Here is a 24241-nt window from a genome sequence, read left to right as displayed (position 1 = left end):
GCTCAGGCACCGCCCGTCTCTGATCGGCGCATATGCTCTGCGCCGAAGGCACCGGGCAACAGCTCGGCCAGGGTCATCGCCTGTTCGGTGCCAGAGGTTGTGGCCATGGTCACGCGCACATCCCCCGCGCCGAATTCCGCCAGTTTCTGCCGACAGCCCCCGCATGGCGTCACCGGCATCGGCGCATCGGCCACAACATAGACCTCTGCCAGCCGTGCGCCGCCCGCAGCGATCATCGCAGCAATTGCCCCCGCCTCGGCGCAGGTGCCTTCGGGATAGGCGATATTCTCGACATTGCAGCCCAAATGGAGGGTACCATCGGTATCGCGGATCGCGGCCCCGACCTTGAACCCCGAATACGGCGCATAGGCCCGGTCCCGCACATCCAACGCTGACTGTCTGAGTGTCATCTGTCCTCTCCCCCGCATCCATCAGTCCGGCAATGGTGCGTTAGCGCGCCGGGGGATTGCAAGCCTTCCGTTGCTGCGCCTGTCGAAACAGCGACTGTTCGCATTTATCAAAAGGTGTTTCGCGCTGTCCATGGTTCCGCTTCACACGACAGTGGTTTAAGCCTGACGTAAAGACACCCGGAGGATGGATCCCATGGCCGACAATCCCAGCGAGACAGCACGTCAAGCCGCGCTTGACTATCACGAGTTTCCCAAGCCCGGAAAACTCGAAATCCGCGCGACAAAGCCCATGGCCAACGGGCGCGATCTGTCACGGGCCTATTCGCCCGGCGTCGCCGAGGCCTGCCTTGAAATTCAGGCCGACAACAGCGCCGCTGCCCGCTACACCGCGCGCGGAAACCTTGTCGCCGTCGTGTCCAACGGCACGGCGGTTCTGGGATTGGGCAATATCGGGGCGATGGCGTCCAAACCGGTGATGGAAGGCAAGGCCGTCCTGTTCAAGAAATTCGCAGGCATCGACTGTTTCGATATTGAACTGGACGAAACCGACCCCGAAAAACTGGCCGATATCGTCTGCGCGCTGGAACCCACTTTCGGTGCCATCAACCTTGAGGACATCAAGGCCCCCGATTGCTTCATCGTTGAAAAACTGTGCCGCGAACGGATGAATATTCCCGTCTTCCACGACGACCAGCACGGCACGGCCATCGTTGTCGGGGCTGCCGCCACAAACGCGCTGCATGTCGCGGGCAAGGCGTTCGAGGACATCAAGATCGTCTCCACCGGTGGTGGCGCGGCGGGTATTGCCTGCCTCAACATGCTGCTGAAGCTGGGCGTAAAGCGTGAAAACGTCTGGCTGTGCGACGTGAAGGGGCTGGTATATGAGGGCCGGACCGAGGATATGAACCCGCAAAAAGCAGCATTCGCACAAGCCTCTGACAAGCGGACGCTGGCCGAAGTGATCGAAGGGGCTGACCTGTTCCTGGGTCTGTCCGGTCCCGGTGTGCTGAAGCCTGAACTTGTCGGCCAGATGGCCAAACGCCCGATCATCTTTGCCCTTGCCAACCCGACGCCGGAAATCATGCCCAACATCGCGCGCGAGATTGCACCGGATGCGATCATCGCCACCGGGCGCAGCGATTTCCCGAACCAGGTGAACAACGTGTTGTGCTTTCCGTTCATCTTTCGTGGCGCGCTGGATGTGGGTGCCACCGAGATCAACGACGAGATGGAAATCGCCTGTATCGAAGGCATCGCGGAACTCGCCCGCGCCACAACCAGCGCCGAAGCGGCAGCGGCTTATCAGGGCGAGCAGCTGACATTCGGTGCCGATTATCTGATCCCGAAACCCTTTGACCCGCGCCTGTCAAGCATCGTGTCTTCTGCCGTGGCCCGCGCGGCGATGGAGACCGGCGTGGCAACGCGCCCGCTTGATGATCTGGAGGCCTACCGCCGCAAACTGGATGCCTCGGTCTACAAGTCCGCCCTGCTGATGCGCCCGGTGTTTCAGGCCGCAGCAACGGCCAGCCGCAAGATCGTGTTTGCCGAAGGCGAGGACGAGCGCGTGCTGCGCGCCGCGCAGGCCATTCTCGAAGAAACCACGGAACTGCCAATTCTGATCGGTCGCCCCGAGGTGATTGCCGCCCGCTGTGAACGGATGGGGCTGGAGATCCTCCCCGATCGCGATTTCAGCATCGTGAACCCGGAAAACGATCCGCGCTATCGCGACTATTGGGGCAGCTATCACGAATTGATGGCGCGCCGGGGCGTCACCCCCGACCTGGCCCGCGCGATCATGCGCACCAACACGACTGCAATCGGGTCTGTCATGGTCCATCGCGGCGAGGCGGACAGCCTGATCTGCGGCACGTTCGGCGAATTCCGCTGGCACCTGAACTACATCGCCCAGATCCTTGGCACCGAGACGCAAAAACCGGTGGGGGCGCTGTCGATGATGATCCTTGAAGACGGGCCGCTGTTTATTGCCGACACGCATGTCTGGACGTTGCCCACGCCGGAACAGTTGGCAAAGACCGCGATTGGCGCGGCGCGGCATGTGCGCCGGTTCGGGATTACGCCGAACATCGCGTTTTGCTCTCAGTCGCAATTCGGCAACCAGGCCCAAGGCTCTGGCAAACGGTTGCGCGACGCGCTCAGGATCCTCGACCAGGAGCCGCGCGATTTCTGCTACGAGGGCGAAATGAACGTTGATGCGGCCCTGAACCCCGAATTGCGCGCGCGCCTTTTCCCGAACAACCGCATGGAGGGCGTAGCGAACGTTCTGATCTTCGGCCATGCCGACGCGGCCTCTACCGCGCGAAATATCCTCAAGATGAAGGCCGGAGGTCTGGAGGTCGGTCCGATCCTGATGGGCATGGGCAACCGCGCCCATATCGTGACGCCCTCGATCACGCCGCGCGGGCTGCTGAACATGGCCGCCGTCGCGGGCACCCCGGTGTCGCATTACGGCTGAGCCCCCGCAGGGCACGCGCAGACCGAAACCTGTGCGGTTGTCGTGTCTCTTGTTAACAAGAACCGATCACCGGCTCCTCTTGGGGCCGGTTTTCTTGTATCCGGTCTTTTGACTGAACTGGCTCTTGTGGTGCCGCTGAACCAAGCCATTTCGCACGAGACGCGGAGTGCTCTTTGGCGATCCGACCACGCAAGCCCTCTTGGGCATCGCGCAGACAGGTTTTATCTGAAAATGGTGCAGGCTGGTCCGGCATAACGGCCGCCTCCATGGTCAAACGTGATCGCGCACTTGATTTTGCATGACATCATTTAAATTTTGCAAACTGTCCGATAATTTGCATCGAAACGTCTAATCACGCATGATTTGCAAAACTTTGCAGTGGAACCACCCAGATTTCTGCAAATTTTGCGCGCCATTCTGACGCTGCAAACGCTAACAGGCTTGTCTGAATTGACTGCTTGCCCGTAACACCGATTCAGCTCTTGAGGAGGGATACAATGGCATACAAGGACGTCTACGACAGCTGGAAGGCCGATCCGGAAGCATTCTGGATGCAGGCCGCGGAAGGCATCGACTGGGACCGCGCGCCCAGCAAGGCGCTGTTCGACAAGGGCGATGACCTTTACGAATGGTTCGCGGATGGCATGGTCAACACCTGCTGGAACGCGGTTGATCGCCATGTCGAGGCCGGGCGCGGCGATCAGGCGGCGATTATCCATGACAGCCCTGTCACACGCTCCAAGCGCGAAATCACCTATGTCGAGCTGCGAAACCGTGTCGCCACCCTTGCCGGTGCGCTGCGTGCCAAGGGGATCGAAAAGGGCGACCGCGTCATCATCTACATGCCGATGATCCCCGAAGCACTGGAGGCGATGCTGGCCTGCGCCCGCCTTGGTGCCATCCATTCGGTAGTCTTTGGCGGATTTTCCGCAAGCGAACTGGCAGTGCGGATCGACGACGCCAAACCCAAGGCGATCATCGCCGCCTCCTGCGGGATAGAGCCGGGCCGCGTGGTGCATTACAAACCCCTGCTGGACGGTGCCATTGATCAGGCCGCGCACAAGCCCGATTTCTGCGTGATTTTCCAGCGCGAACAGGAAGTGGCACACCTGAAGGAAGGCCGCGACGTCAACTGGCACGGCTTTCAATACGGTGTCGAACCGGCGGAGTGTGTGCCCGTCGAGGGCAATCATCCGGCCTATATCCTGTATACCTCTGGCACGACGGGCGCGCCAAAAGGCGTGATCCGCCACACCGGCGGGCAGTTGGTGGCGCTGAACTGGTCCATGAAAAACATCTATAATGTCGATCCGGGAGATGTGTTCTGGGCGGCGTCGGATGTCGGCTGGGTCGTGGGCCACAGCTATATCTGCTACGCGCCGCTGATCCACGGCAACACCACCATCGTGTTCGAGGGCAAGCCCGTCGGCACCCCCGACGCAGGTACGTTCTGGCGGATCATCGAAGAATACAAGGTGCGCAGCTTCTTCACCGCGCCGACTGCGCTACGCGCCGTCAAGCGGGAAGATCCCAAAGGCGAATTCGTCAAGAAGTATGACCTGTCCAACCTGACGGCTGTTTATCTCGCGGGCGAGCGCGCCGATCCGGACACGATCGAATGGGCGCAGAAGGTTCTGGACAAGCCGATCTACGATCACTGGTGGCAGACCGAAACCGGCTGGACCATCGCGGGCATGCCTGCGGGGATCGAAAAGCTGCCCGTGAAGATCGGCTCGCCGTCGGTTCCGATGCCGGGCTATGACGTGCAGATCCTGGACGAGGCGGGCCAGCCGGTCAAAACCGGAGAGCTGGGTGCCATTGCGGTCAAGCTGCCGCTGCCTCCGGGCACGTTGCCCAACCTTTGGAATGCCGAAGACCGGTTCCGCAAGTCCTATCTTGAACACTTCCCCGGCTACTATGAGACCGGTGATGCGGGAATGATCGACGAGGACGGCTATCTTTATATCATGGCGCGCACGGATGACGTGATCAACGTGGCGGGCCATCGCCTGTCCACCGGTGGCATGGAAGAGGTGCTGGCCGCGCATCCGGATGTTGCCGAATGCGCCGTTATCGGCGTCACCGATCAGCTTAAAGGGCAATTGCCCATGGGCTTTGTCTGCCTGACCAAGGGCGTGAACCGGCCGCATGACGAAATTACCACGGAATGCGTCAAACTGGTGCGCGAAAAGATCGGCCCGGTTGCGGCGTTCAAGCTGTGCCTCGTCGTGGACCGGCTGCCAAAGACGCGGTCGGGCAAGATCCTGCGCGCCACGATGGTCAAGATCGCCGACAGTGCAGAGTTCAAGGCACCAGCAACGATTGACGACCCGGTAATTCTGGACGAGATCCGCAACGCACTGACAACCATCGGATACGCGAAGTAGTTCCCGATACCGGGCGCCCCCTCCGGGTCGCCCGCCTTGCGTTTTGCAAGGACACATAGGACAGTTGCAGCCTCAACCCCAACAGGAGGTTTCCGTGGCCACAACTCCCCCCGTATGTGATTTCGGTTGGCCTGCCGCCGACTTCACCTTGCCCGGCACCGATGGCCGGCACCATGCGCTAAGCGATATTCGCGGCCCGAAAGGGATGCTGCTGATGTTCATCTGCAATCATTGCCCCTATGTCATTGCGGTGCGCGACAGGATCGTGCGCGACGCGCGTGATCTGGAAAAGCTGGGGATCGGCGTGGCGGCGATCTGTTCCAATGATGCCGAAAGCCATCCGGCTGACAGCTTCGACAATATGGTGAAATTTGCGGCGGATGCCGGTTTTCCCTTCCCCTATCTACATGACGCGGACCAATCCGTGGCGCGCGCCTACAACGCGGCCTGTACGCCGGATTTCTTCGGCTTCAATGCCGATTTGCAGCTACAATATCGCGGGCGGCTGGATGCCTCGGGCGCGCGTCCTGCCGCAGCGGACGTGCGCCGCGATCTGTATGAGGCGATGCGCGAAATAGCCGAAACCGGTCTTGGACCGCCTGAACAAATCGCCTCGATGGGGTGTTCGATCAAGTGGAAAGCCGCCTGATGGTCGCAACAATCGCCTTTGATCTGGACGGAACACTGATCGACAGTGCCCCGGACATCGCCCATGCCGTCAATGCGATGCTGACCGATGAGGGTGCCGAGATGTTGACGCTTGCCGAAGTGACCGGTTTCATCGGCAACGGCTTGCCGCATCTGGTTAAACTGGTCATCGAAGCGCGCGACATGGGGATGGCACGGCATGATGCCCTGACCGCTTGCGTTCTGGCCCATTACACCAAGGCGGGCAGCGCCTACACGGTGCTTTATCCACAGGTGCGGGCCGCCTTGGACACGCTTTCGGCGTCCGGGCATCGGCTGACGCTGTGCACCAACAAACCAGAGCGCGCCGCGCGTGACGTGTTGGCACATTTCGGGCTGGAAAGCCTGTTTGCCACGGTTATCGGCGGTGACAGTCTGACAACCCGCAAACCCGATCCGGCGATGCTGTTCGCGGCGCTGGGGGAAGATGGCCCGCAGATTTATGTGGGCGACAGCGAGGTGGATGCCGAAACAGCACGACGCGCGGGCGTCACCTTTCTTCTCTACACCGAAGGCTATCGCAAGAGCCCGGCAGAGACCCTGCCCCACGCTGCACGCTTCGATGATTTTGCGCAGCTTCCGGGCCTTGTCACACAGCTTTTGGCGCAGGGCTCGGCACGCCAAGTCGGTTAGTTGACCTCACATATGGCGATCAAATTCGAAAAACCCCGCCGATTTGAACCGGCGGGGGCAAAGCGCAAGTCGGACGACGACCTTAGCCGATCACCGTGGTGTCGCTGAAGTCCAACCCCAGGATCAGTGGATCATGATCCGAGGATGCGAACACATCGGCATTGTAGAAGGCCGGGTCTTTGAATTGTGACGAGTAATTCAGCAGGTCCGGCTCATCGGCATTGATGTGCCATTCCGTCAGCCCGGTGACATTCATCGCAAATTCATCCGATGCGATGGCCTGGTCCAACGTACCGCGCTGGCCGTCGAACACGAAACTATAGGCATTCTCTTGCCCGATGAACGTGTCGATCAGATCGGTCGTGTCCGTGGCATCCCGCAGGCTTTGCACCGGGTCTTCCTGCGCATAGGCGTTGAAATCCCCCAGCACGACATAGCTGCTGACGCCGCCCTGATAGGTATTGCCCAGCCAATCCTGAAGCTCGTCCGCGGCATCCGTGCGCACGCCGTTCCAGAACCCCTGACCGTCGCCGGCATCGTAATTGGGATCACTGGTCAGCGCATCCACATCGGCCTGGGTAAAGCCCGTGCCGCCGCCATCCAGATAGGCTTGCGCCGCCTCTGCGAGGTCTTGCAAATTGCTGTCACCCTTGGACTTGAAATGAACAGAAACAACGGTGAAGACCTCGCCGCTGTCATTGTCCATGAAGGTGGCGGCAACGGCCGGGCGCGAGCGTTGGAAATCATCGATCTGGTCGCCGGCCGGTACAAACGGGTGCAACACCTCTGCCAGCGCGAATGTCGCCGCCGCCGAGGGTTCGTCAAACACAAGGAAATCGCTGGCCATCAGCGTTACCTTGGTCGTGTCATAGACGATCCCGGTGGTAATCGCATCTGTTCCCAGCATGCCGCCCCCACCGCCCGTGGGATCAACAACCGAGAAATTCGCCCCGGTCTCTGTGGACAGGTTCAGCGCGTCGGTCAGTGTCTGCATGGCAGAGTCTGCGCCAAAGCCGTTATTCTCGATCTCCTGCAAGGCAAAGACATCCACGCCTGACGTCAGCATCGATTCAACCGTGGCGGCGGTCTGGCGCGCCAGATCGCCCGCGCTGTTGGCCCCGCGACTGCCCAGCGTGGTGAAGTAGTTCAGCACATTGAACGCACCGACCTGAAGCGTGCCGCCCACATCTTCCGGCGTTGCAACACGCGCGCCGGTATTGGTGGACTGGTCGATGTTCAACTGCCCATCCACCAGCATCCGGTAAGCGCCAAAGCCGTAGGACATGACGCCCGTGGTCGGCCCGTCGATCTCTGCCCCAAGGCGCAGCGTCGGTCCGTCGCTCGTGAAGGTATCACCGCTATCGAGATAGCCATTGCCGTTGTCAAATGCCGCTTCGACCGGGATATAGGCAAATTCGGTCGGGTTGGATCCGCCTGCGCCATCGTCGATCAGAAGCCGGTTGTTGACGTTGCCCTGATTCACCGCCGCCACCTGCGCGGCCTCGGTCTGGGCATCGAACAACTGAGTGCCCTGCACCTGATTGCCAGCCGAGACGGTGATCTCGCCAAATCGGTCCAGATTGAAATTCTGCGTGACGGTGATGCGCTCGCCTGCCACCCCGCTGTCAAGAGAGATGCGCATCCCTTCTACCGCCTCGAAGTCCTGCGAGACCGCCGGATCCAGCAGGATCTCTGCCGCGGTGGGCATCGGCTGGTTGCCAAGTTCCACCGTGATGTCGGTGACAGAGGTGATCTGCGTCAGGCCAAAGAATTCGTCCACCGTGCCGGAAACGCTGACCCGGTCGCCCAGCGATGGCAGGGTCGCCCCGCCTGCGAAGACAAAAATGCCTTCGGACGTCGCCGCATCCGCGTCAGCATCGGCATCCTCTTCCTGAAGGAAAAAGCCGCCCGCGCCGATATAGGTGACAACCGCGTTGACAGTCACGCCCAGCCCGTCGAAGGGCGACATGGAGCCTGCGCCCTGGATCTGCGAAATCAACACCAACTCACCCGGAGGCGTCACATCCGCGTCATTGGCCTCTCCGCGCGTCTCGGCCTCTGGCCCGCGCCATGTGCCATCATCGTTGCGCTGAAGTGACTGCCCGGCCGGGGTGCTCGTGGTTTCGCTGACCACAACGTCACTTGCCGCGACACCATCCGCCGGGCCACCGACGGCCGTGAAGCTGCCCTCGTAGCTGATAAATTCGACCAGCGTGCCGTCATTGGACAGGGCAATGCCGTCATTACCGTTCTGGATGCCGGGCGTTTCGATGACATAGTAATCATAGGTGCCATCCGACGAGGCCGCAGCAGTCGGGAAGTCATAGGTCGCATAGCTTGCGCCGCCATTGCCGTTATACAGCGTAACCGACGCCAGCGACACGTCGCTGCCTGCCTCGACACGGATTTCGACAAATTCACCGACATCGCTGCCGGCATTGTCATAATGAAATTCGTTGATACGGCCTGCAAAGGCCGCAGGTGCAGCGCCGTTGGCCGCCCCCGGCGTGCCAAGATCGCCATCGCCAAAACCCGCCACGGCCGTTGTCCAGTTGGCACCGTCATTATTGTCCGCCGCCAGATCGACCAGTTCCATCGACGCGCCGTTGGGGTCCGGGAAGGCCGGGCCGCCATCATATTCCACGCGGTCAATCTCGCCAAAGTCGGGCGAGGTCAGCACCACCTCGTCGGCCCCATTGGCCAGCGCGATGCCGCTATAGGCGTAATCCACATTCACGCCGCCATTGGTGGCCATATCGGCATTGTTACCAAACACGAGGTAACCGCCTGCCGGCACCACAAGCGGCCCGCCATTGTCGATCACATGGCTGTCGAAATCATTATCCGAGATGGTCCATCCGTTCAGATCGACATCGCCCGACCCGGCATTGTAGACCTCGAAATACTCGCCACTGGAATCCGACACGGCAGACGGGTTCTGCATGATCTCGGTGATGACGATCTCGGGTGTCGGCACAAAATCGTTGTCCAGCCCGCGCGTCTCATCCTCTGGTCCGCGCCATGTGCCATCGTCATTGCGTTGCAGCGATTGGCCTGCCGGGGTCGATCCGGCCTCTGCCACGCCGACATCGGTCGAGACTTGACCCGAAGCGGTGCCGTCTGCGGCGGTCAGCGTTCCTTCATAGCTGAGAAATTCCACCACTGCACCGTCACCGATCAGCGCGATGCCGTCGGGTGATCCGTTCTGCAATCCGGGGGTGTCGATCACATAATAATCATAGGCCCCGTCACTGCCAGCCGGTGTGCCCGGCAAGGCAAAGCTATCGTAAAGCGCCCCGCTGCTGCCGTTATACAGCTCCAGCGACAGGCGCGACGGATCGGTGCCCGCTGCCAGGCGGATCTCGACAAACTCTCCGGTATCGGCACCGGCATTGTCGTAGTGGAATTCGTTCACCCGCGCATCGAGCGGCGGCAGTTCCACCACATCGGCCACGGTCACGGCAATATCGGCGCTATCGCTGTCCATACCGTCGCTGACGCTCACCGTCACGTTATAGATGTTGTCGCCGTTCGCATCGCCGGGAGCCTCGAAATCCGGGGCCACGACGAAGGACAGTGCTCCGGTGATGCTGTCGATCTGGAACAGGCCCGCATCCGCGCCGGACAGGCTGAAGCTGAGGCTGGCGCTGTCCACATCCGTGGCACTGATCGCGGCGGCCACGTCCACGGTGTTTTCGTCGATGGTAACGGCGGCCAGTGCTGCGATCACGGGGGCGTCGTTTGCGCCCGTGATGGTCACTGTCACGGTGGCGGTATCGGTGCCGCCCTTGCCGTCATCCACGGTGTAGGCAAAGCTGTCAGTGGCCGTCTCGCCCTCTGCCAAAGCATCAAACGCCGTGCCGGGATCATAGGTCACTTGCCCGCCAGACAGGCTGACAGAGGTGCCTGCGGTCGCGGTCGCGCTCACATCCGTCACGGTCATCGTGTCGCCGTCAAACTCGCGATCATTTGCCAGCAAATCAGCCGCAGCAACAACCAGAACCTCGTTTTCACCCGCCGACAGCGCGTCATCCCCGGCAAGCACGTCATTGTTCTGACCGTTCAGGTAGAAGGTGAAATCGTCGCCCTTGAAATAAAGCGCCTCGATCCCCCAAAGCTTGTCAGTCCCGGTATCGGCAACATCCCCGGTGGATTTGACGGTCGTTGGGGACCAGCGGCCAAACGACCACCACGGCCCGCGCGTGGGCATGGTGATCTCATAATCGCCAATGCCACCCTCGTAGACCGCCGTATCGAACCCGCGCCCGCCGTTCAGCAGATCATTGCCCGCGCCACCATTGATGACGTCATCGCCTCTGCCACCAAAAACGATGTCATCTCCGGCCCCCGCTTCGATCGTATCGTCGCGGCCAAAGCCAAAAATGCGGTCATTGAATGCAGACCCAATCAGCTTGTCGCCGCCGTTCGTGCCAAAAACGAATGATTTCCACCAGTATGACATGTGATGACCCCCCAGGCCGCAATTTGAATCAAAGTTAGTATCCAGACAGTTTGTGACAGTTTCGGCTCACTTGCGACAAAAAGTTAACTGCCGTTACGGCAACTGACTCCGGGCATTGTGTTTTGCGAACCGCTATTTTGCGGCACGGCATGTCCCATGACATGACAGAAAGCGCCTTATGGGGGATTGACGACGAGAGGGAATGCTGGCCTCACTTAGTGCGGTCCTGATCAGAAAGGCTAAATTGTGCAGCTAAGTCCCAATCTGTTCCGGAAACTCGATTCTGGCATCGCTCTGCCTGAAGAGATCGACTATCCGTCCGACGACGCGTCAAAACCGCTTGCCCTGTTGGCGCGCTGCCCGGCCTATGCGCCCACGCCGCTGCGCAGTCTGCCGGAACTGGCGCGCGCGACAGGCATCGCGCAGCTTAGCGTGAAAGACGAACGCGGGCGAATGGGTCTTGGCAGTTTCAAGGCGCTTGGCGCGGCTTATGTGATCGCCGATGACGCGGTGCAAACCGGTGCCCTTCCACTGGAAGAGGCGCTGCGCGGCACCACCTATGTGACCGCCAGTGCGGGCAATCACGGAATGTCCGTCGCAGCAGGGGCACGGCTTTTCGGGGCGCAGGCGGTGATCTATATCGCCGAAACCGTGCCCGAGAGCTTTGCCCGGCGACTGACGGAAAAAGGCGCGAAGGTGATCCGCGAAGGTGCCGAGTATGAGGCCAGCATGGCCGCTGCCGCAAAAGCCGCCGAGGATAACGGCTGGCGGCTTCTGTCCGACAGCAGTTGGCAAGGTTATACCGACCGGCCCTGGCGGTTGATGCAAGGATACCTCGCGCTGATGGCAGAGATCGCGGATCAGATCGCGGATGCGCCCACACATGTCTTTGTACAAGCCGGCGTCGGTGGATTGGCCGCCGCTGTTGCCGCGTTTACCCGCAGAAATTGGGGCGATGCGCCCGGCATTATAATCGTGGAACCGGACGCTGCCCCCGCCATTGCGGCGTCCCTGACAGAGGGGCGCGCCATCACGACCACCGGACCTGTCTCCATCATGGGGCGGCTGGACTGCAAGGAACCATCACTGATCGCGTTAAAAGGGCTTGCCCGCGACGCAGATATGGCAGTCACCCTGTCGGACGATGCGGTGGCACGGACGCTACCGCGCCTTGCTGCGCATGATCTGGAAACAACGCCCTCCGGCGGTGCCGGGCTGGCTGCGCTGTTGTTGTCCGAACCACACAGGCAAGCATTGCGGTTGGACGACTCCAGCCGAGTGCTTGCCTTCGTCACCGAAGGCCCCGAGACCTGAGGGCGCTGCCATAGCCGCGCTTGTTCAGAAAACATGGCATCTGGTCCGCACCACCGCCGAACACGCGCTGCCTGCGCAGGGCAGAACAATCACTCCGCAGGGCCCTTCTTCCGGTATTTTTATGGCCGGCTCTTGCCTGCCCACTCGTGCCATCCGCGACGCAGGGCAGCGTTTGAGGCGTCAGACCGCGCGTGCGCATGTTTCGCTGTCGGCAAAGGGCAGGTTCTTGTCCTGCGCCTGACGATGGCTCAAAGGTGCAAAGACGGGCACGTCGGGCGGAGACGCTTCAACGCCCATCCTATGCGCATTCTGCCGCGCAACGCTCAGGGCCGAGGGCGACGGGGCCACCGTGTCCTGTACGGGCGTGATTGACCTTGCTGCATAGACTCCGAAGGCCAGCATCGGGACAGCCGCCATATTCGCCCTCTTGACCCCCGTCTGGGTCATGGTCTGCAAAACGCGCAGATTGGTTTCCGCGATATTCCCGCAAAATCGCCACCACATTGCACTAAATTGGTAACCTTGGCTTAACGGGTTCATAGCACGCTCCTCCTCCAATTGCGCCGCATCGATTCAGCATTGGGCACCGATGCCAGATCAACCTATCCGAGCAGGATGACAACAAGAAGACATAAGATCCCGAGCATCTCGAAAATCGGCCTACTCGCCATATTTTTGGTCGTTTGAGCAAAAAACCGCCAAAGCGCAGGCAAGCGCCTTTCAGCCCCGTCGTTTCAGAGGCGGCAAGATCGCGGCTCGCCTATCGCTTGCGTCGCTTGACGTTGCCGCCATGCTGTCCGGGCCTGCCCGCCGTGCTGCGCCCGCGGGCTTTTGTAGCGGCATCGGACGCGGCCTCGACCGCTGATTGCCGGGCCATCGGATCGTCATGCAAGGCAAGATCGACGGCCTCCAGCCGCTTGACCTCGTCACGCAGGCGCGCGGCCTCTTCGAATTCCAGGTTCTCGGCGGCTTTGCGCATATCCGTGCGCAACCCGTCCAGCACGGCGGCCAGGTTGGACCCTGCCTGCTTCGGGTCGATCTTGGCCGTCACGCGGCTCATGTCCACATCGCCCTTGTACAGCCCTTGCAGGATGTCATCGACATTCTTCTTGATCGTCGCGGGCGTGATGCCATGTTCCTTGTTATAGGCAATCTGCTTGTCGCGGCGGCGATTGGTCTCTGACAGCGCGCGTTCCATGCTGCCGGTGATCCGGTCGGCATACATGATGACGCGGCCTTCGGCGTTCCGCGCGGCCCGCCCGATGGTCTGGATCAGCGAGGTTTCCGACCGCAGGAATCCTTCCTTGTCGGCGTCCAGAATGGCCACCAGCCCGCATTCGGGAATATCCAGCCCCTCGCGCAGCAGGTTGATGCCGATCAGCACGTCAAAGGCACCCAGACGCAGGTCGCGCAGAATCTCGATCCGCTCGATCGTGTCGATATCCGAATGCATATAGCGCACACGGATGCCCTGTTCGTGCATGTATTCGGTCAGATCCTCGGCCATACGCTTTGTCAGTGTCGTCACCAGCGTGCGGAACCCATCGGCGGCAACCTTGCGCACCTCGTCCAGCAGATCGTCCACCTGCATTTCGACAGGCCGGATTTCGACCTGCGGGTCAAGCAGACCCGTGGGGCGGATCACCTGCTCGGTGAAGACGCCGCCGGTCTGCTCCAGCTCCCATTTCGCGGGGGTGGCAGAGACAAACACCGATTGCGGGCGCATCGCGTCCCATTCCTCGAACTTCAGCGGGCGGTTATCCATGCAGGAGGGCAGCCTAAATCCATGCTCGGCCAGCGTCATCTTGCGCCTGAAGTCACCTTTATACATGCCGCCAATCTGCGGAACGCTGACATGGGATTCGTCGGCAAAGACGATGGCATTGTCGGGGATGAATTCGAACAGCGTGGGCGGCGGTTCACCCGGCGCACGGCCTGTCAGATAGCGCGAATAGTTCTCGATCCCGTTGCAGACGCCGGTGGCCTCCAACATTTCCAGATCGAAATTGGTGCGCTGCTCCAACCGCTGCGCTTCCAGCAATTTGCCCTCGCCCACAAGCTGATCCAGCCGCATCCGCAGCTCTTTCTTGATGCCGATAATGGCCTGATTCATCGTCGGGCGCGGGGTGACATAGTGGCTATTGGCATAAACGCGGATACGGTCGAAACTGCCGGTCTTTTCACCTGTCAGCGGATCGAACTCGGTGATGCCCTCCAGCTCGTCGCCGAAGAAGGACAGCCGCCAGGCGCGGTCTTCAAGGTGGGCCGGGAAGATTTCCAGCGAATCGCCACGCACCCGGAAAGAGCCGCGCTGGAACGCCTGATCGTTGCGCTTGTATTGCTGGGCCACCAGATCGGCCATGACCTTGCGCTGGTCATATTCCTTGCCGACAAACAGATCCTGCGTCATCGCGCCGTAGGTCTCGACCGAACCGATCCCGTAAATGCACGAGACCGAGGCCACGATGATCACATCGTCACGCTCCAACAAAGCCCGCGTGGCCGAGTGGCGCATCCGGTCGATCTGTTCGTTGATCTGGCTTTCCTTCTCGATATAGGTGTCGGACCGCGCGACATAGGCCTCGGGCTGGTAGTAGTCGTAATAGCTGACGAAATACTCGACGGAGTTGTCAGGGAAGAACTGCTTGAACTCGCCATACAATTGCGCAGCCAGCGTCTTGTTGGGCGCAAGGATGATGGCGGGACGCTGGGTTTCCTCGATCACCTTGGCCATGGTGAAGGTCTTGCCGGTGCCCGTGGCCCCCAACAGCACCTGATCGCGCTCGCCTGTATTGACGCCCTCTGACAGTTCCACGATCGCAGTGGGCTGATCGCCCGCCGGAGAAAACTCTGTCTGCATCACAAACCGCTGGCCGCCTTCCAGCTTTTCGCGCACCCGCATATCGGGCGCGGGGGCGTGCATCATCGGCATCTGTTCAGGAGAGTTGTTGTGCATGTGCTATGGCCTTTCAGAAGTGACAAACTTGATCGCTTTGCCGCGCCTTTCAACCCCACACCCTGACAAAACCTGTCAGGAACCGGTCGCGGGCCTGTCCTTTAGTCTTAACTCTGTCGCTTTGGGCTTGCCCAAGGGCGGACCCGGTCCTTACCTGTTGTGAAGCAAGCGCCGGATCAGCAGGTTCAGGGCAGGTATTCCACTCACTCCCCCAACACCGCTTTAATCTCTGATCCGGCCTTGCGGCCTTATGCAACAGTTTGTCCTGAATACCCGGCTTGCCGGGCACGCGCAAATCTAGCATAACAGCCCCACAGTAACGGAGATTTCGGCCATGAAAGCGCGCATCTACAAACCCGCCCGCAACGCCATGCAATCGGGGGTCGCCAAGACCAAGACCTGGGTTCTGGATTTCGCTCCGTCCGAGCGCCGCTCTGTCGATCCGCTGATGGGCTGGACCTCTTCAGGCGACATGCAAAGCCAGGTGCGTCTGCGCTTTGACACCCGCGAAGCCGCCGAGGAATACGCAAGCGATCACGGCATTGATGCGGTGGTGATCGAGCCGAAGACCCGCAAGCCCAACATCCGTGCCCGTGGATATGCCGAGAACTTCGCAACCGATCGCCGCGGTCCCTGGACGCATTGATCCGATGTGAATCGGGGCAAAGTTGTCTCGGGATTGGGCCAAATATCCCGCGAACATGGTGTCTAAGAAAAACCTGATTTCTTCCCAGGATCTACATGTTGAGTGCCCGGTGAGTGCCTCGATTGTATCCTGAGTGTGGCATGGCATTCCAGCCCACCCGCATTACGCCGGACGGCAAGGAGGCCAGCACCTTTGCGCGCAGTATGCAGTTCTGCGCCATGAAAGATGAGCCGGGACGCGCCATCACCCTCGCCGAGGCCGCGTTAGACGCAATCGGCCTGGGGGGGCTATCTGGCGGGGGCAGTCAGAAATCCACCACGGGAAAGATACTAGAAACCGTGGAAAATGGTGCGGGCGGCCGGACTCGAACCGGCACGGGCTTTCGCCCCAAGCATTTTAAGTGCCATATGTCTACCATTCCATCACGCCCGCACAAAGCTGATGTTGCGCTTTCCTAGCGGGCGCGCGCGACGAAAACAATGCGTTTTGACGCGGAACGCGTGCTCTCAAAGCGCCTCGCCGTCCGGTTCGGTCAAAAAAAGACGTTCGGTCAGCCACGGGTCCAACGACCGGGCCTGTCGCGACACGGTCTGTGCCTCGTCTCGACGTTCCAGCCCGGCGCGTGAACGCCTTCGCGTCACGTCACATCGGCGAGATCGCCTTCTTTGACCGACTGCATCGCGACATAGGTCGAGGTCGAGGAGATATATGGCAGAGGCGAGATTTTTTCGGCCAGAACACGACGATAGGCAGGCATGTCCTGAACCCGCACCTTGAGAAGGTAGTCGAAATTTCCGGCGATCAGATGCGCTTGCTCAATTTCGGGAATGCGGGCCACGGCGGCGTTGAACGCGGCAAGGGCGGCCTCTCGCGTATCGGTCAGGCGCACCTCGACAAAGGCAACGTGGTCAAGGCCCAGCCGGATCGGATCAAGTATGGCGCGGTAGCCAAGGATAAAGCCTTCGGCCTCCAGCCTGCGCAGGCGCGCTTGCGTCGGGCTTTTCGACAGGCCGACCTTGCGCGCCAGGTCCGTAACCGTGACGCGCCCATCGGCCGCCATTGCCGCAAGAATCGCCCGGTCAAACCCGTCCAGACCCGAGAAGTCGTTTTGAGCCAATTTTCTCTCCAAATTCAGCACAACCGGACGGTCTCTGGCAAATTTACAGTCAGATCGCCTAGCACCACCGCTATAGTGTAAGACAAAAGAACGGAGACCGCCATGCAAAACCTGTTTGACCTGCGTCAGGCCATTGATGCCGCCACCTATACCGATAGCCTTGCCGCATTGCGTGATGGCGGTGCCGACAGGGCGTTTTCGCCCGAGCAGCGCGCGCGCATCAGCACAAGCGCCGCCACGCTGGTCACCAAGATCCGGGGCCATGCCCGCCCCGGATTGATGGAGGTTTTCCTTGCCGAATACGGGTTGTCCACCGACGAAGGCATCGCGCTGATGTGTCTGGCCGAGGCGCTGTTGCGCGTGCCCGATGCCGCCACCATCGACGCGCTGATCGAGGACAAGATCGCGCCATCCGATTGGTCCAAACATGCGGGCCACTCCACCTCTCCGCTGGTCAATGCCTCGACATGGGCCTTGATGCTGACAGGCCGGGTGCTGCGCGACCGCCAGCCCGGCCCCGCCGCCCACCTGCGTGGCGCGATCAAACGTCTGGGCGAGCCGGTCATTCGCACCGCCGTTGGCCGCGCGATGAAGGAAATGGGCGCGCAATTCGTGCTGGGCGAAAGCATCTCCAGCGCCATGACCCGCGCCGCAAAGATGGAAGCCAAGGGCTACACCTACAGCTACGACATGCTGGGCGAGGCCGCGCGCACCGAAAGCGACGCGCGCCGATATCACCTGTCCTACAGCCGCGCCATCGCTGCGATTTCCGAGGCCGCGACTGCTCGCGACATCCGTGACAACCCCGGCATTTCCGTCAAACTGTCAGCATTGTTTCCACGCTATGAAGAGGCGCAGCGCGACGCGGTGATGACCTATCTGGTGCCGCGCTTGCGCACCCTTGCAGGTCTGGCGCGCACTGCCAATATCGGGCTGAACATCGACGCGGAAGAAGCTGACCGGCTGTCGCTGTCGCTCGATGTGATTGAACGCGTTCTGGAAGATCCCTCTCTTGAAGGTTGGGACGGGTTCGGTGTTGTCGTGCAGGCCTACGGGCATCGCGCGGGGCCGGTGCTGGATTGGCTTTATGCGCTGGCAGACCGGCTGGACCGGCGCATCATGGTGCGGCTGGTCAAGGGTGCCTATTGGGATACCGAAATTAAGATCGCGCAGGTCGCCGGTCTGGATGCCTATCCGGTCCATACGACCAAGGCGGCGACGGATGTGAACTATATCCTGAACGCGCAGAAATTGCTGGGCATGACTGACCGTATTTATCCGCAATTCGCGACGCATAATGCGCATACCGTTGCTGCCGTGCTGGACATGGCGACCGACACCAAAGCGTTCGAGTTTCAACGTCTGCACGGCATGGGCGAGGCGCTGCACGAGATCGTGCATGAAGGCCACGGCACACGCTGCCGGATCTACGCCCCCGTTGGCGCGCACCGCGATCTGTTGGCCTATCTGGTGCGCCGTCTGCTGGAAAACGGCGCGAACAGTTCTTTCGTGAACCAGATCGTGGATGACGAAGTGCCCCCCGAAGAGGTCGCCCGCGATCCGTTCGAGGCGTTCGGCAATCGCTCTACCCTGCCGAAAGGCACTGACCTGTTTCTGCCGGAGCGTCGCAATTCATGTGGCTGGGATCTGGCACATCGCCCGACTTTGGCGGCGGTGGAACAGGCCCGCACAGCTTTTGTGCAAGCCGAATGGACAGCGGCACCGATGCTGGCCACAGACGCCCCTGTCGCGCCCCCTCACAAAGTCACCAACCCTGCCAATCCCAAAGAGACCGTGGGCGAGGTCACTTTTGCGACGCCGGACACCGTGGCGGCGGCTGTGACCGCCGCGCAATCCTGGGGTGCCGACCCGACACAGCGTCGTCGCGTGCTGGAAGCTGCCGCCGACCTCTACGAAACGCATTACGGCGAACTTTTCGCATTGCTCGCCCGCGAGGCCGGCAAATCGCTGCCCGACGCCGTGGCCGAGTTGCGCGAGGCGGTGGATTTCCTGCGCTACTATGCGGCGCGCTCCGATGCAGAGCCTGCGCGAGGGGTGTTCGCCTGCATCTCTCCCTGGAACTTCCCGCTGGCCATCTTCACCGGGCAGATCTCTGCCGCCCTTGCGGCCGGGAACGCTGTCTTGGCGAAACCGGCCGAGCAGACCTCTCTGATCGCCGCCCGCGCTGTTGCGTTGCTGCACGAGGCCGGTGTGCCAAAATGCGCGCTGCAACTGCTGCCGGGTGAGGGCGATGTGGGGGCTGCACTGACCTCCAATCCGGGCGTTGACGGCGTGGCCTTTACCGGGTCGACCCAGACCGCGCAGCTGATCCACCGGGCGATGGCCGAAAACCTTGCCCCCGGCGCGCCGCTGATTGCGGAAACCGGCGGGCTGAACGCCATGATTGTCGACAGCACCGCCCTGCCCGAACAGGCCGTGGATGCCATTGTCGAAAGCGCGTTCCAATCGGCAGGTCAACGCTGTTCCGCCCTGCGCTGCCTGTATGTGCAAGAGGACATCGCGGATGGCTTTACCGAAATGCTGACCGGCGCGATGGATGCGCTGAAGCTCGGTGCGCCGTGGAACCTGTCCACGGATGTCGGCCCGGTGATCGACGAGGAGGCCCGCCAAGGTATCGCTGATTATATCGAGGCCGCCCGCGCCGAAGGCCGGGTCGTCAAGGAACTGCCGATCCCCGGTCGCGGACATTTCGTCCCGCCGGTACTGATCCGCGTGAACAGCATTGCCGAGATGGAGCGTGAAATCTTCGGCCCCGTGCTGCATATAGCCACCTTCAAATCATCCGATCTGGACAAGGTGATCGATACGATCAACGCCACCGGCTACGGGCTGACCTTCGGGCTGCAAACCCGGATCGACGACCGAGTGCAGCATGTCACCGACCGCATTCATGCGGGCAACGTCTATGTCAATCGCAACCAGATCGGCGCCATTGTCGGCAGCCAGCCCTTTGGCGGGGAAGGCATGTCCGGTACCGGCCCAAAGGCGGGCGGGCCGCATTACCTGCCGCGCTTCCAGCGCCGGACGATTGATGCGGTGACAGGCGAATGGGACAAGCCCGCCGACACAGACAAGGTCCAGCGCCAGATCGACGCCACCCCGATCCCGAAAGAGCGCCGCGACAGCAGCCTGCCCGGCCCAACCGGAGAGCTGAACCGCCTGTCCAGCCACGCCCGCCCGCCGGTGCTGTGCCTTGGCCCCGGCAAGAAGGCCGCGGATGCCCAGGCCGCGCTGGTCCGCGCGGGCGGCGGGGTCGGAGTGGTTCCTCCGGGCCTTCTGGACCCACAGACCCTGACGGGGCTGACCGGCCATTCCGGCGCGATCTGGTGGGGAGACGAGGCGCAGGCCCGCGCCTATCGCCATGCGCTTGCGGCAAGCGACGGCCCGATCCTGCCGCTGATCACCGATGCGCCGGACGGCGCCCACTTGCGGCACGAACGTCACCTGTGCGTCGATACCACTGCTGCGGGCGGGAATACGGCCCTTCTTGCCGGGACCTCTTGACCTGATCCGAACATGGCCGCAGCTTGGCGGCCATGTTCCCGATCAAAGATCACAACCCTTCCGGCCGCACGCCCTATGTCACCTACGCGCTGATGGCGATCAACGTCGCGGTTTTCCTCAGCTATTGGGGGTCGCTGGGCGACATGCGCGTGATGGGCCAGTTCTACTGGGACTGGGCGCTTATCCCCGCGCGCGTCAGCGAGGGTACAGGATTTACCGGCATCGTCACCTCGATGTTCTTGCATGGTGGCCTTATGCATATCGCGGGCAATATGCTGTTTCTCTACATATTCGGCGACAATCTGGAGGATGAGATGGGCCACCTTCCCTATCTCGGCTTCTATCTTGCGTCGGGGATTGGCGCGGGGCTGACGCATTATCTGGCGGCACCGCTTAGTCAGGTTCCTACCGTTGGTGCCTCGGGCGCGATCGCGGGGGTGATGGGCGGCTATCTGCTGCTTTTCCCAAAGGCGCGCGTCGATGTGCTGGTGATCTTCATCGTGTTTTTCCGGATCTTTCCCATTCCGGCGTGGGTCACGCTGGGGCTTTGGTTCGCTCTCCAGATCTTTGGCGGATTTGGCAGCCCGGCTGACGAAGGCGGCGTCGCCTATTGGGCGCATGCGGGCGGTTTCGTCATCGGTATTCTGTTGACCATCCCGATCTGGCTGAAACGTGGCGGCCCCGGCTTCTGGAACCGGACCGATGGCAAGCCGCCGCATCCCGAAGCGCGCTATGCCCTTGCGCGCACCTCCATTCCCAAAGTCCGGAGACGCCGATGACCGACTATCGCCTGACCTGCCATTGTGGTGCTGTCGAGTTGAAGCTGACCATACCCGAAGGACTGTCCACCGCGCGGCGCTGCGACTGTTCGTTCTGTCGCAGACGTGGGGCGGCAGCAGTGTCGGCACCTTTGGACGGATTGCAGATCCTGCGCGGCGCAGAGAACCTGACGCTCTATCAATGGGGCACGGGGACGGCGCGGCACTATTTCTGCAAAACCTGCGGCATCTACACGCATCACCGGCGCCGGTCGACCCCGAATGAATACGGCGTCAATCTTGGCGCGCTCGAGGGCGTCAATCCGCGCGATCTGGGTCAGATCGGCTGGGTCGATGGGGTCAACCACCCGTCTGACAGGTAGGCCCCCTCGTGCCTTCGGCTTAGTCCTTGCGGATGATTTTCAGAAAATCGTCGTAAAGCGCGCCATTGGCCACCAGCGGATCGCCATGCTCCAGCGGGTTATGTCCGTCGCGCACCGGACCGACCAGACCGCCGGCCTCTGACACCAGCAGCAGACCTGCGGCGAGATCCCAGATCTTCAACTCGCGTTCCCAGTAGCCCTCGAAACGGCCCGCCGCGACATAGGCCAGATCAAGCGAGGCCGCCCCCCATTGCCGCACGCCCGCACATTCCGGCATAAGGCGCGCCAGATCCTGCAATGTCGCGGGCAATGTGCGTCTGGTTCCGAACGGCACGCCGGTTGCGAAAATAGCATCCGTCATCCGCGAGCGGCTGGACACGCGCAGACGGCGATTGTCATTCAGCCATGTGCCAGAGCCTTTTTCGGCATAAAACATCTCGTCCTTGGCGGCGTCAAACACCACGGCTGCAACGATCTGGCCCTTATGTTCCAGCGCGATGGAGATTGCCCAATGCGGCAGGCCGTGCAAGAAGTTGGTGGTGCCGTCCAGCGGATCGACGATCCAGCGCCGGGTCGGGTCTTTGCCCGCAATCTCGCCGCCCTCTTCAGCCAGCCAGCCATAGGTGGGACGCGCTTCAAGCAGCGCTTCTTTCAGGATCTCTTCGGAGGCCAGATCAGCCTTGCTGACAAAATCCCCGGCTCCCTTGCGCGAAACCTGAAGGTTTTCGACCTCGCGGAAGTCCTTGACCAGCGACCGGCCCGCCTTGCGCGCCGCCTTAATCATGATGTTGAGATTTGCACTGCCCTGCATCGCGCCGGTTCCCCATGTAATCAGGCCGCGCGTATACGCGCCCTGAACGGCAATGCCAAGGGGCGCAGACGCAAGGTCGGAAAGTGGCTTTGCGTTATGCGGCGAATTGGTCCGGGGCCGCCAGCCAGACGGCGAAAGCGCGGAAAATGAACGCCGGACAGCCAATCTTTGATCAACATACTCGTCAATGCCCGACATGCGGTCGCGCAATTCAGGCTGCTGGCCTGTGCGTCTTGCCTAGTGTCTGGCACCACATCCCTGAACAAGCATGCGGAGCAGCTCTTCGGATGGAAATTGCCGTTCGTCGCTTTGTTCTGTTGGTTCATCCAGGTGCAGAAACTGGTGAAGTGTCCATGCCATGTGTCGCTCCATCATAGAAAGCCATGATTTTACAAAACCTTAAATGTCAGGCTTCATGCGATCAGTCAAGCGAAGGCACGCGCAATCAAAACGCCGGCCAACGCAGATACGCCGGTCAGGACCGTTCCCCAGACGAGGTCGGTCGCCACCATCTGCCAATGCCAGTTCTTCAATGTGGCCAAATTCGTGAATTCGTAAGTTCCGTAAGCCATCGCGCCCAGCAATGCCCCACCCCACAGCGCCTGCACCGGCGCGTTGTCGCGCAGCGCGGGCAGAGAAATCAGGTAAATCAGACCGCCGACGTAGAAAAGATAGAAGGCGGCAGCAGCACCAAGATTCAGCGTTTCGCTCAGCATATTGCCGATATGCCGTTCAAACAGAGGCCGCATCACGCTTTTCAGCATCACGGCATCAAGCCCCAGAAACACCACGGCGGTCGAGACATAGAGGATGACGATCTGCATGGATGCTCCTTTCAGCCAGTGCTTCCAACATACGCCGTTCTGCGCGTATCGGATCTGTTTGGTTTCGAAAATCCACCACTTAACGCAGAAACGGGCAGCCCGATGGGCTGCCCGTTATGGAGCGAGGCACGGATGCCCGGAACCGCCGCGCCACTTTAGAAGCGGTAGTTCACCGAAACGTTCGCGGTTGTTGCATTGGCTTCCACGTCGGAAATGTCGAAATCGTCAAACTGGTGATACAGGATCTCACCGCCCACGGTGACCTTTTCGGTCAGGAAGTGTTCGGCACCCAGACCGACGAAATAGCCGTTGGAGTCGCCAAGCGATACGGCGTCATCTTCGGTGAAGGCCTTGGCGTAGCCGCCTGTACCATACAGGAACGTGCGGTTCAGATCGACACCGGCGCGCAGACCTGCGCGGAACACCTTGTCGAGCGTTGCGGCACCGTCAATGTCGATATCGGATTCGTCATACTGGATGCCGCCGCCGACGACATAATTGCCGAAATCATAATCGTAATAGGCGCGCAGACCGTACAGGCCACCATCACCTTCGGCGCCACCGGCATCTTCGGTTTCAATATCGCCAAAGCCAAGCTGGGCACCGACCGACGGACCGGTCCAGTCATAAAGCGGCGCGGGTGCTGCAACAGCGACGGGCGCGACGGGTTCTGGCTCGTTGAGGGTGTTGTCCAAGCTGCCGGCAAAGGCCGGTGCTGCGATGGCTGTCGACGCGGCAAGTGCTGCCGCAAGGGTCAATCTGGATGCAGACATGGGTCATGCTCCTCGTTCTTGTGTTTCATTTCAGCGCCCGTTTTGTGCCGGGCGACTGAGGATGAAATAAGTATCGACCGCA

18 protein-coding genes and 1 tRNA gene are annotated in these 24241 nt (G+C 61.1%); 9 read left to right on the top strand and 10 right to left on the bottom strand.

Annotated elements, in window-relative coordinates:
* Positions 1-2: 2 nt before the first annotated feature.
* On the bottom strand, positions 3-410 hold the full coding sequence (locus DMZ65_RS09345; protein ID WP_116598645.1) for a cytidine deaminase: 408 nt from the start codon (positions 408-410) through the stop codon (positions 3-5).
* Positions 411-603: 193 nt separating this feature from the next.
* Between DMZ65_RS09345 and DMZ65_RS09340 the strand changes: the two genes are divergently transcribed.
* The 4 genes from DMZ65_RS09340 to gph all read left to right on the top strand — a co-directional run bounded on the left by DMZ65_RS09340 (position 604) and on the right by gph (position 6590).
* Positions 604-2883 (top strand): NADP-dependent malic enzyme, encoded by a 2280-nt coding sequence (locus DMZ65_RS09340; protein WP_116598744.1) that lies wholly within the window; start codon positions 604-606, stop codon positions 2881-2883.
* Positions 2884-3380: 497 nt separating this feature from the next.
* Entirely contained in the window at positions 3381-5270 is a 1890-nt protein-coding gene (prpE, locus tag DMZ65_RS09335; protein WP_116598644.1) for a propionate-CoA ligase PrpE, read from the top strand.
* Positions 5271-5364: 94 nt separating this feature from the next.
* Positions 5365-5919, top strand: coding sequence for a thioredoxin family protein (locus DMZ65_RS09330; protein ID WP_116598643.1), 555 nt, complete (start codon positions 5365-5367; stop codon positions 5917-5919).
* On the top strand, positions 5919-6590 hold the full coding sequence (gene gph / locus DMZ65_RS09325; protein WP_116598743.1) for a phosphoglycolate phosphatase: 672 nt from the start codon (positions 5919-5921) through the stop codon (positions 6588-6590). Before DMZ65_RS09330 ends, gph begins: the two co-directional genes overlap by 1 nt.
* 82 nt (positions 6591-6672) lie before the next feature.
* Here the strand turns inward: gph and DMZ65_RS09320 are convergent, their stop codons facing one another.
* Entirely contained in the window at positions 6673-11052 is a 4380-nt protein-coding gene (locus DMZ65_RS09320) for an ExeM/NucH family extracellular endonuclease (protein WP_116598642.1), read from the bottom strand.
* Positions 11053-11298: 246 nt separating this feature from the next.
* Here DMZ65_RS09320 and DMZ65_RS09315 point away from each other — a divergent pair, with 246 nt between their 5' ends.
* Positions 11299-12366 (top strand): diaminopropionate ammonia-lyase, encoded by a 1068-nt coding sequence (locus DMZ65_RS09315; RefSeq protein WP_116598641.1) that lies wholly within the window; start codon positions 11299-11301, stop codon positions 12364-12366.
* A gap of 180 nt (positions 12367-12546) precedes the next feature.
* On the opposite strand, the gene DMZ65_RS09310 is transcribed toward DMZ65_RS09315, so the two are convergent.
* Together DMZ65_RS09310 and uvrB are read right to left on the bottom strand one after the other, a co-directional pair.
* Positions 12547-12870, bottom strand: coding sequence for a hypothetical protein (locus DMZ65_RS09310; protein ID WP_116598640.1), 324 nt, complete (start codon positions 12868-12870; stop codon positions 12547-12549).
* A 256-nt stretch (positions 12871-13126) separates the two neighbouring features.
* Positions 13127-15322 carry an excinuclease ABC subunit UvrB gene (gene uvrB, locus DMZ65_RS09305; RefSeq protein ID WP_116598639.1) on the bottom strand — a complete coding sequence of 732 codons (2196 nt, stop codon included), beginning with the start codon at positions 15320-15322 and terminating at the stop codon, positions 13127-13129.
* A 334-nt stretch (positions 15323-15656) separates the two neighbouring features.
* On the opposite strand from uvrB, the gene DMZ65_RS09300 reads away from it, so the two are divergent.
* Complete coding sequence (locus tag DMZ65_RS09300; protein ID WP_084354717.1) at positions 15657-15968, top strand: ETC complex I subunit; 312 nt, start codon at positions 15657-15659, stop codon at positions 15966-15968.
* 346 nt (positions 15969-16314) lie between these two features.
* Here DMZ65_RS09300 and DMZ65_RS09295 read toward each other — a convergent pair.
* The 3 genes from DMZ65_RS09295 to DMZ65_RS09290 all read right to left on the bottom strand — a co-directional run bounded on the left by DMZ65_RS09295 (position 16315) and on the right by DMZ65_RS09290 (position 17085).
* A tRNA-Leu gene (locus DMZ65_RS09295) sits at positions 16315-16400 on the bottom strand.
* A 74-nt stretch (positions 16401-16474) separates the two neighbouring features.
* Positions 16475-16609: a hypothetical protein gene (locus DMZ65_RS20025; protein WP_269801550.1), complete on the bottom strand. Its 135-nt coding sequence runs from the start codon at positions 16607-16609 to the stop codon at positions 16475-16477.
* Complete coding sequence (locus DMZ65_RS09290; RefSeq protein ID WP_269801549.1) at positions 16606-17085, bottom strand: Lrp/AsnC family transcriptional regulator; 480 nt, start codon at positions 17083-17085, stop codon at positions 16606-16608. Before DMZ65_RS09290 ends, DMZ65_RS20025 begins: the two co-directional genes overlap by 4 nt.
* Positions 17086-17187: 102 nt before the next feature.
* On the opposite strand from DMZ65_RS09290, the gene putA reads away from it, so the two are divergent.
* From putA to DMZ65_RS09275, 3 genes are read left to right on the top strand one after another with little or no spacing between them, the layout of a single operon-like run.
* The gene (putA, locus tag DMZ65_RS09285; protein ID WP_116598638.1) at positions 17188-20610 is read left to right on the top strand and encodes a bifunctional proline dehydrogenase/L-glutamate gamma-semialdehyde dehydrogenase PutA; all 3423 of its coding nucleotides are present in this window, start codon (positions 17188-17190) and stop codon (positions 20608-20610) included.
* A 32-nt stretch (positions 20611-20642) separates the two neighbouring features.
* Entirely contained in the window at positions 20643-21389 is a 747-nt protein-coding gene (locus DMZ65_RS09280) for a rhomboid family intramembrane serine protease (protein ID WP_116598637.1), read from the top strand.
* Positions 21386-21751, top strand: coding sequence for a GFA family protein (locus tag DMZ65_RS09275; RefSeq protein WP_116598636.1), 366 nt, complete (start codon positions 21386-21388; stop codon positions 21749-21751). Before DMZ65_RS09280 ends, DMZ65_RS09275 begins: the two co-directional genes overlap by 4 nt.
* 19 nt (positions 21752-21770) lie before the next feature.
* On the opposite strand, the gene DMZ65_RS09270 is transcribed toward DMZ65_RS09275, so the two are convergent.
* The 3 genes from DMZ65_RS09270 to DMZ65_RS09260 all read right to left on the bottom strand — a co-directional run bounded on the left by DMZ65_RS09270 (position 21771) and on the right by DMZ65_RS09260 (position 24159).
* Positions 21771-22562 (bottom strand): inositol monophosphatase family protein, encoded by a 792-nt coding sequence (locus tag DMZ65_RS09270; RefSeq protein ID WP_116598741.1) that lies wholly within the window; start codon positions 22560-22562, stop codon positions 21771-21773.
* 425 nt (positions 22563-22987) lie between these two features.
* A complete protein-coding gene (locus DMZ65_RS09265; RefSeq protein ID WP_116598635.1) occupies positions 22988-23386 on the bottom strand; it encodes a DUF2177 family protein in 399 nt (132 codons plus the stop codon).
* Positions 23387-23541: 155 nt separating this feature from the next.
* Entirely contained in the window at positions 23542-24159 is a 618-nt protein-coding gene (locus tag DMZ65_RS09260; RefSeq protein ID WP_116598634.1) for an outer membrane protein, read from the bottom strand.
* Positions 24160-24241: the final 82 nt, after the last annotated feature.

The sequence above is a fragment of the Primorskyibacter marinus genome, assembly GCF_003313245.1.
Classification (GTDB): Bacteria; Pseudomonadota; Alphaproteobacteria; order Rhodobacterales; family Rhodobacteraceae; genus Primorskyibacter; species Primorskyibacter marinus.
The sequence above is the reverse complement of the archived record's forward strand: the minus strand, read 5'-3'. Positions and strand labels throughout refer to the sequence as shown.

Excerpts from the sequence above, each read along its gene's own strand:
- DMZ65_RS09345 (WP_116598645.1), bottom strand. The coding sequence starts at position 410 with ATGACACTCAGACAGTCAGCGTTGGATGTGCGGGACCGGGCCTATGCG.
- DMZ65_RS09340 (WP_116598744.1), top strand. The coding sequence starts at position 604 with ATGGCCGACAATCCCAGCGAGACAGCACGTCAAGCCGCGCTTGACTAT.
- prpE (WP_116598644.1), top strand. The coding sequence starts at position 3,381 with ATGGCATACAAGGACGTCTACGACAGCTGGAAGGCCGATCCGGAAGCA.
- gph (WP_116598743.1), top strand. The coding sequence starts at position 5,919 with ATGGTCGCAACAATCGCCTTTGATCTGGACGGAACACTGATCGACAGT.
- DMZ65_RS09320 (WP_116598642.1), bottom strand. The coding sequence starts at position 11,052 with ATGTCATACTGGTGGAAATCATTCGTTTTTGGCACGAACGGCGGCGAC.
- DMZ65_RS09310 (WP_116598640.1), bottom strand. The coding sequence starts at position 12,870 with ATGTGGTGGCGATTTTGCGGGAATATCGCGGAAACCAATCTGCGCGTT.
- uvrB (WP_116598639.1), bottom strand. The coding sequence starts at position 15,322 with ATGCACAACAACTCTCCTGAACAGATGCCGATGATGCACGCCCCCGCG.
- DMZ65_RS09300 (WP_084354717.1), top strand. The coding sequence starts at position 15,657 with ATGAAAGCGCGCATCTACAAACCCGCCCGCAACGCCATGCAATCGGGG.
- putA (WP_116598638.1), top strand. The coding sequence starts at position 17,188 with ATGCAAAACCTGTTTGACCTGCGTCAGGCCATTGATGCCGCCACCTAT.
- DMZ65_RS09280 (WP_116598637.1), top strand. The coding sequence starts at position 20,643 with ATGTTCCCGATCAAAGATCACAACCCTTCCGGCCGCACGCCCTATGTC.
- DMZ65_RS09275 (WP_116598636.1), top strand. The coding sequence starts at position 21,386 with ATGACCGACTATCGCCTGACCTGCCATTGTGGTGCTGTCGAGTTGAAG.
- DMZ65_RS09270 (WP_116598741.1), bottom strand. The coding sequence starts at position 22,562 with ATGCAGGGCAGTGCAAATCTCAACATCATGATTAAGGCGGCGCGCAAG.
- DMZ65_RS09265 (WP_116598635.1), bottom strand. The coding sequence starts at position 23,386 with ATGCAGATCGTCATCCTCTATGTCTCGACCGCCGTGGTGTTTCTGGGG.
- DMZ65_RS09260 (WP_116598634.1), bottom strand. The coding sequence starts at position 24,159 with ATGTCTGCATCCAGATTGACCCTTGCGGCAGCACTTGCCGCGTCGACA.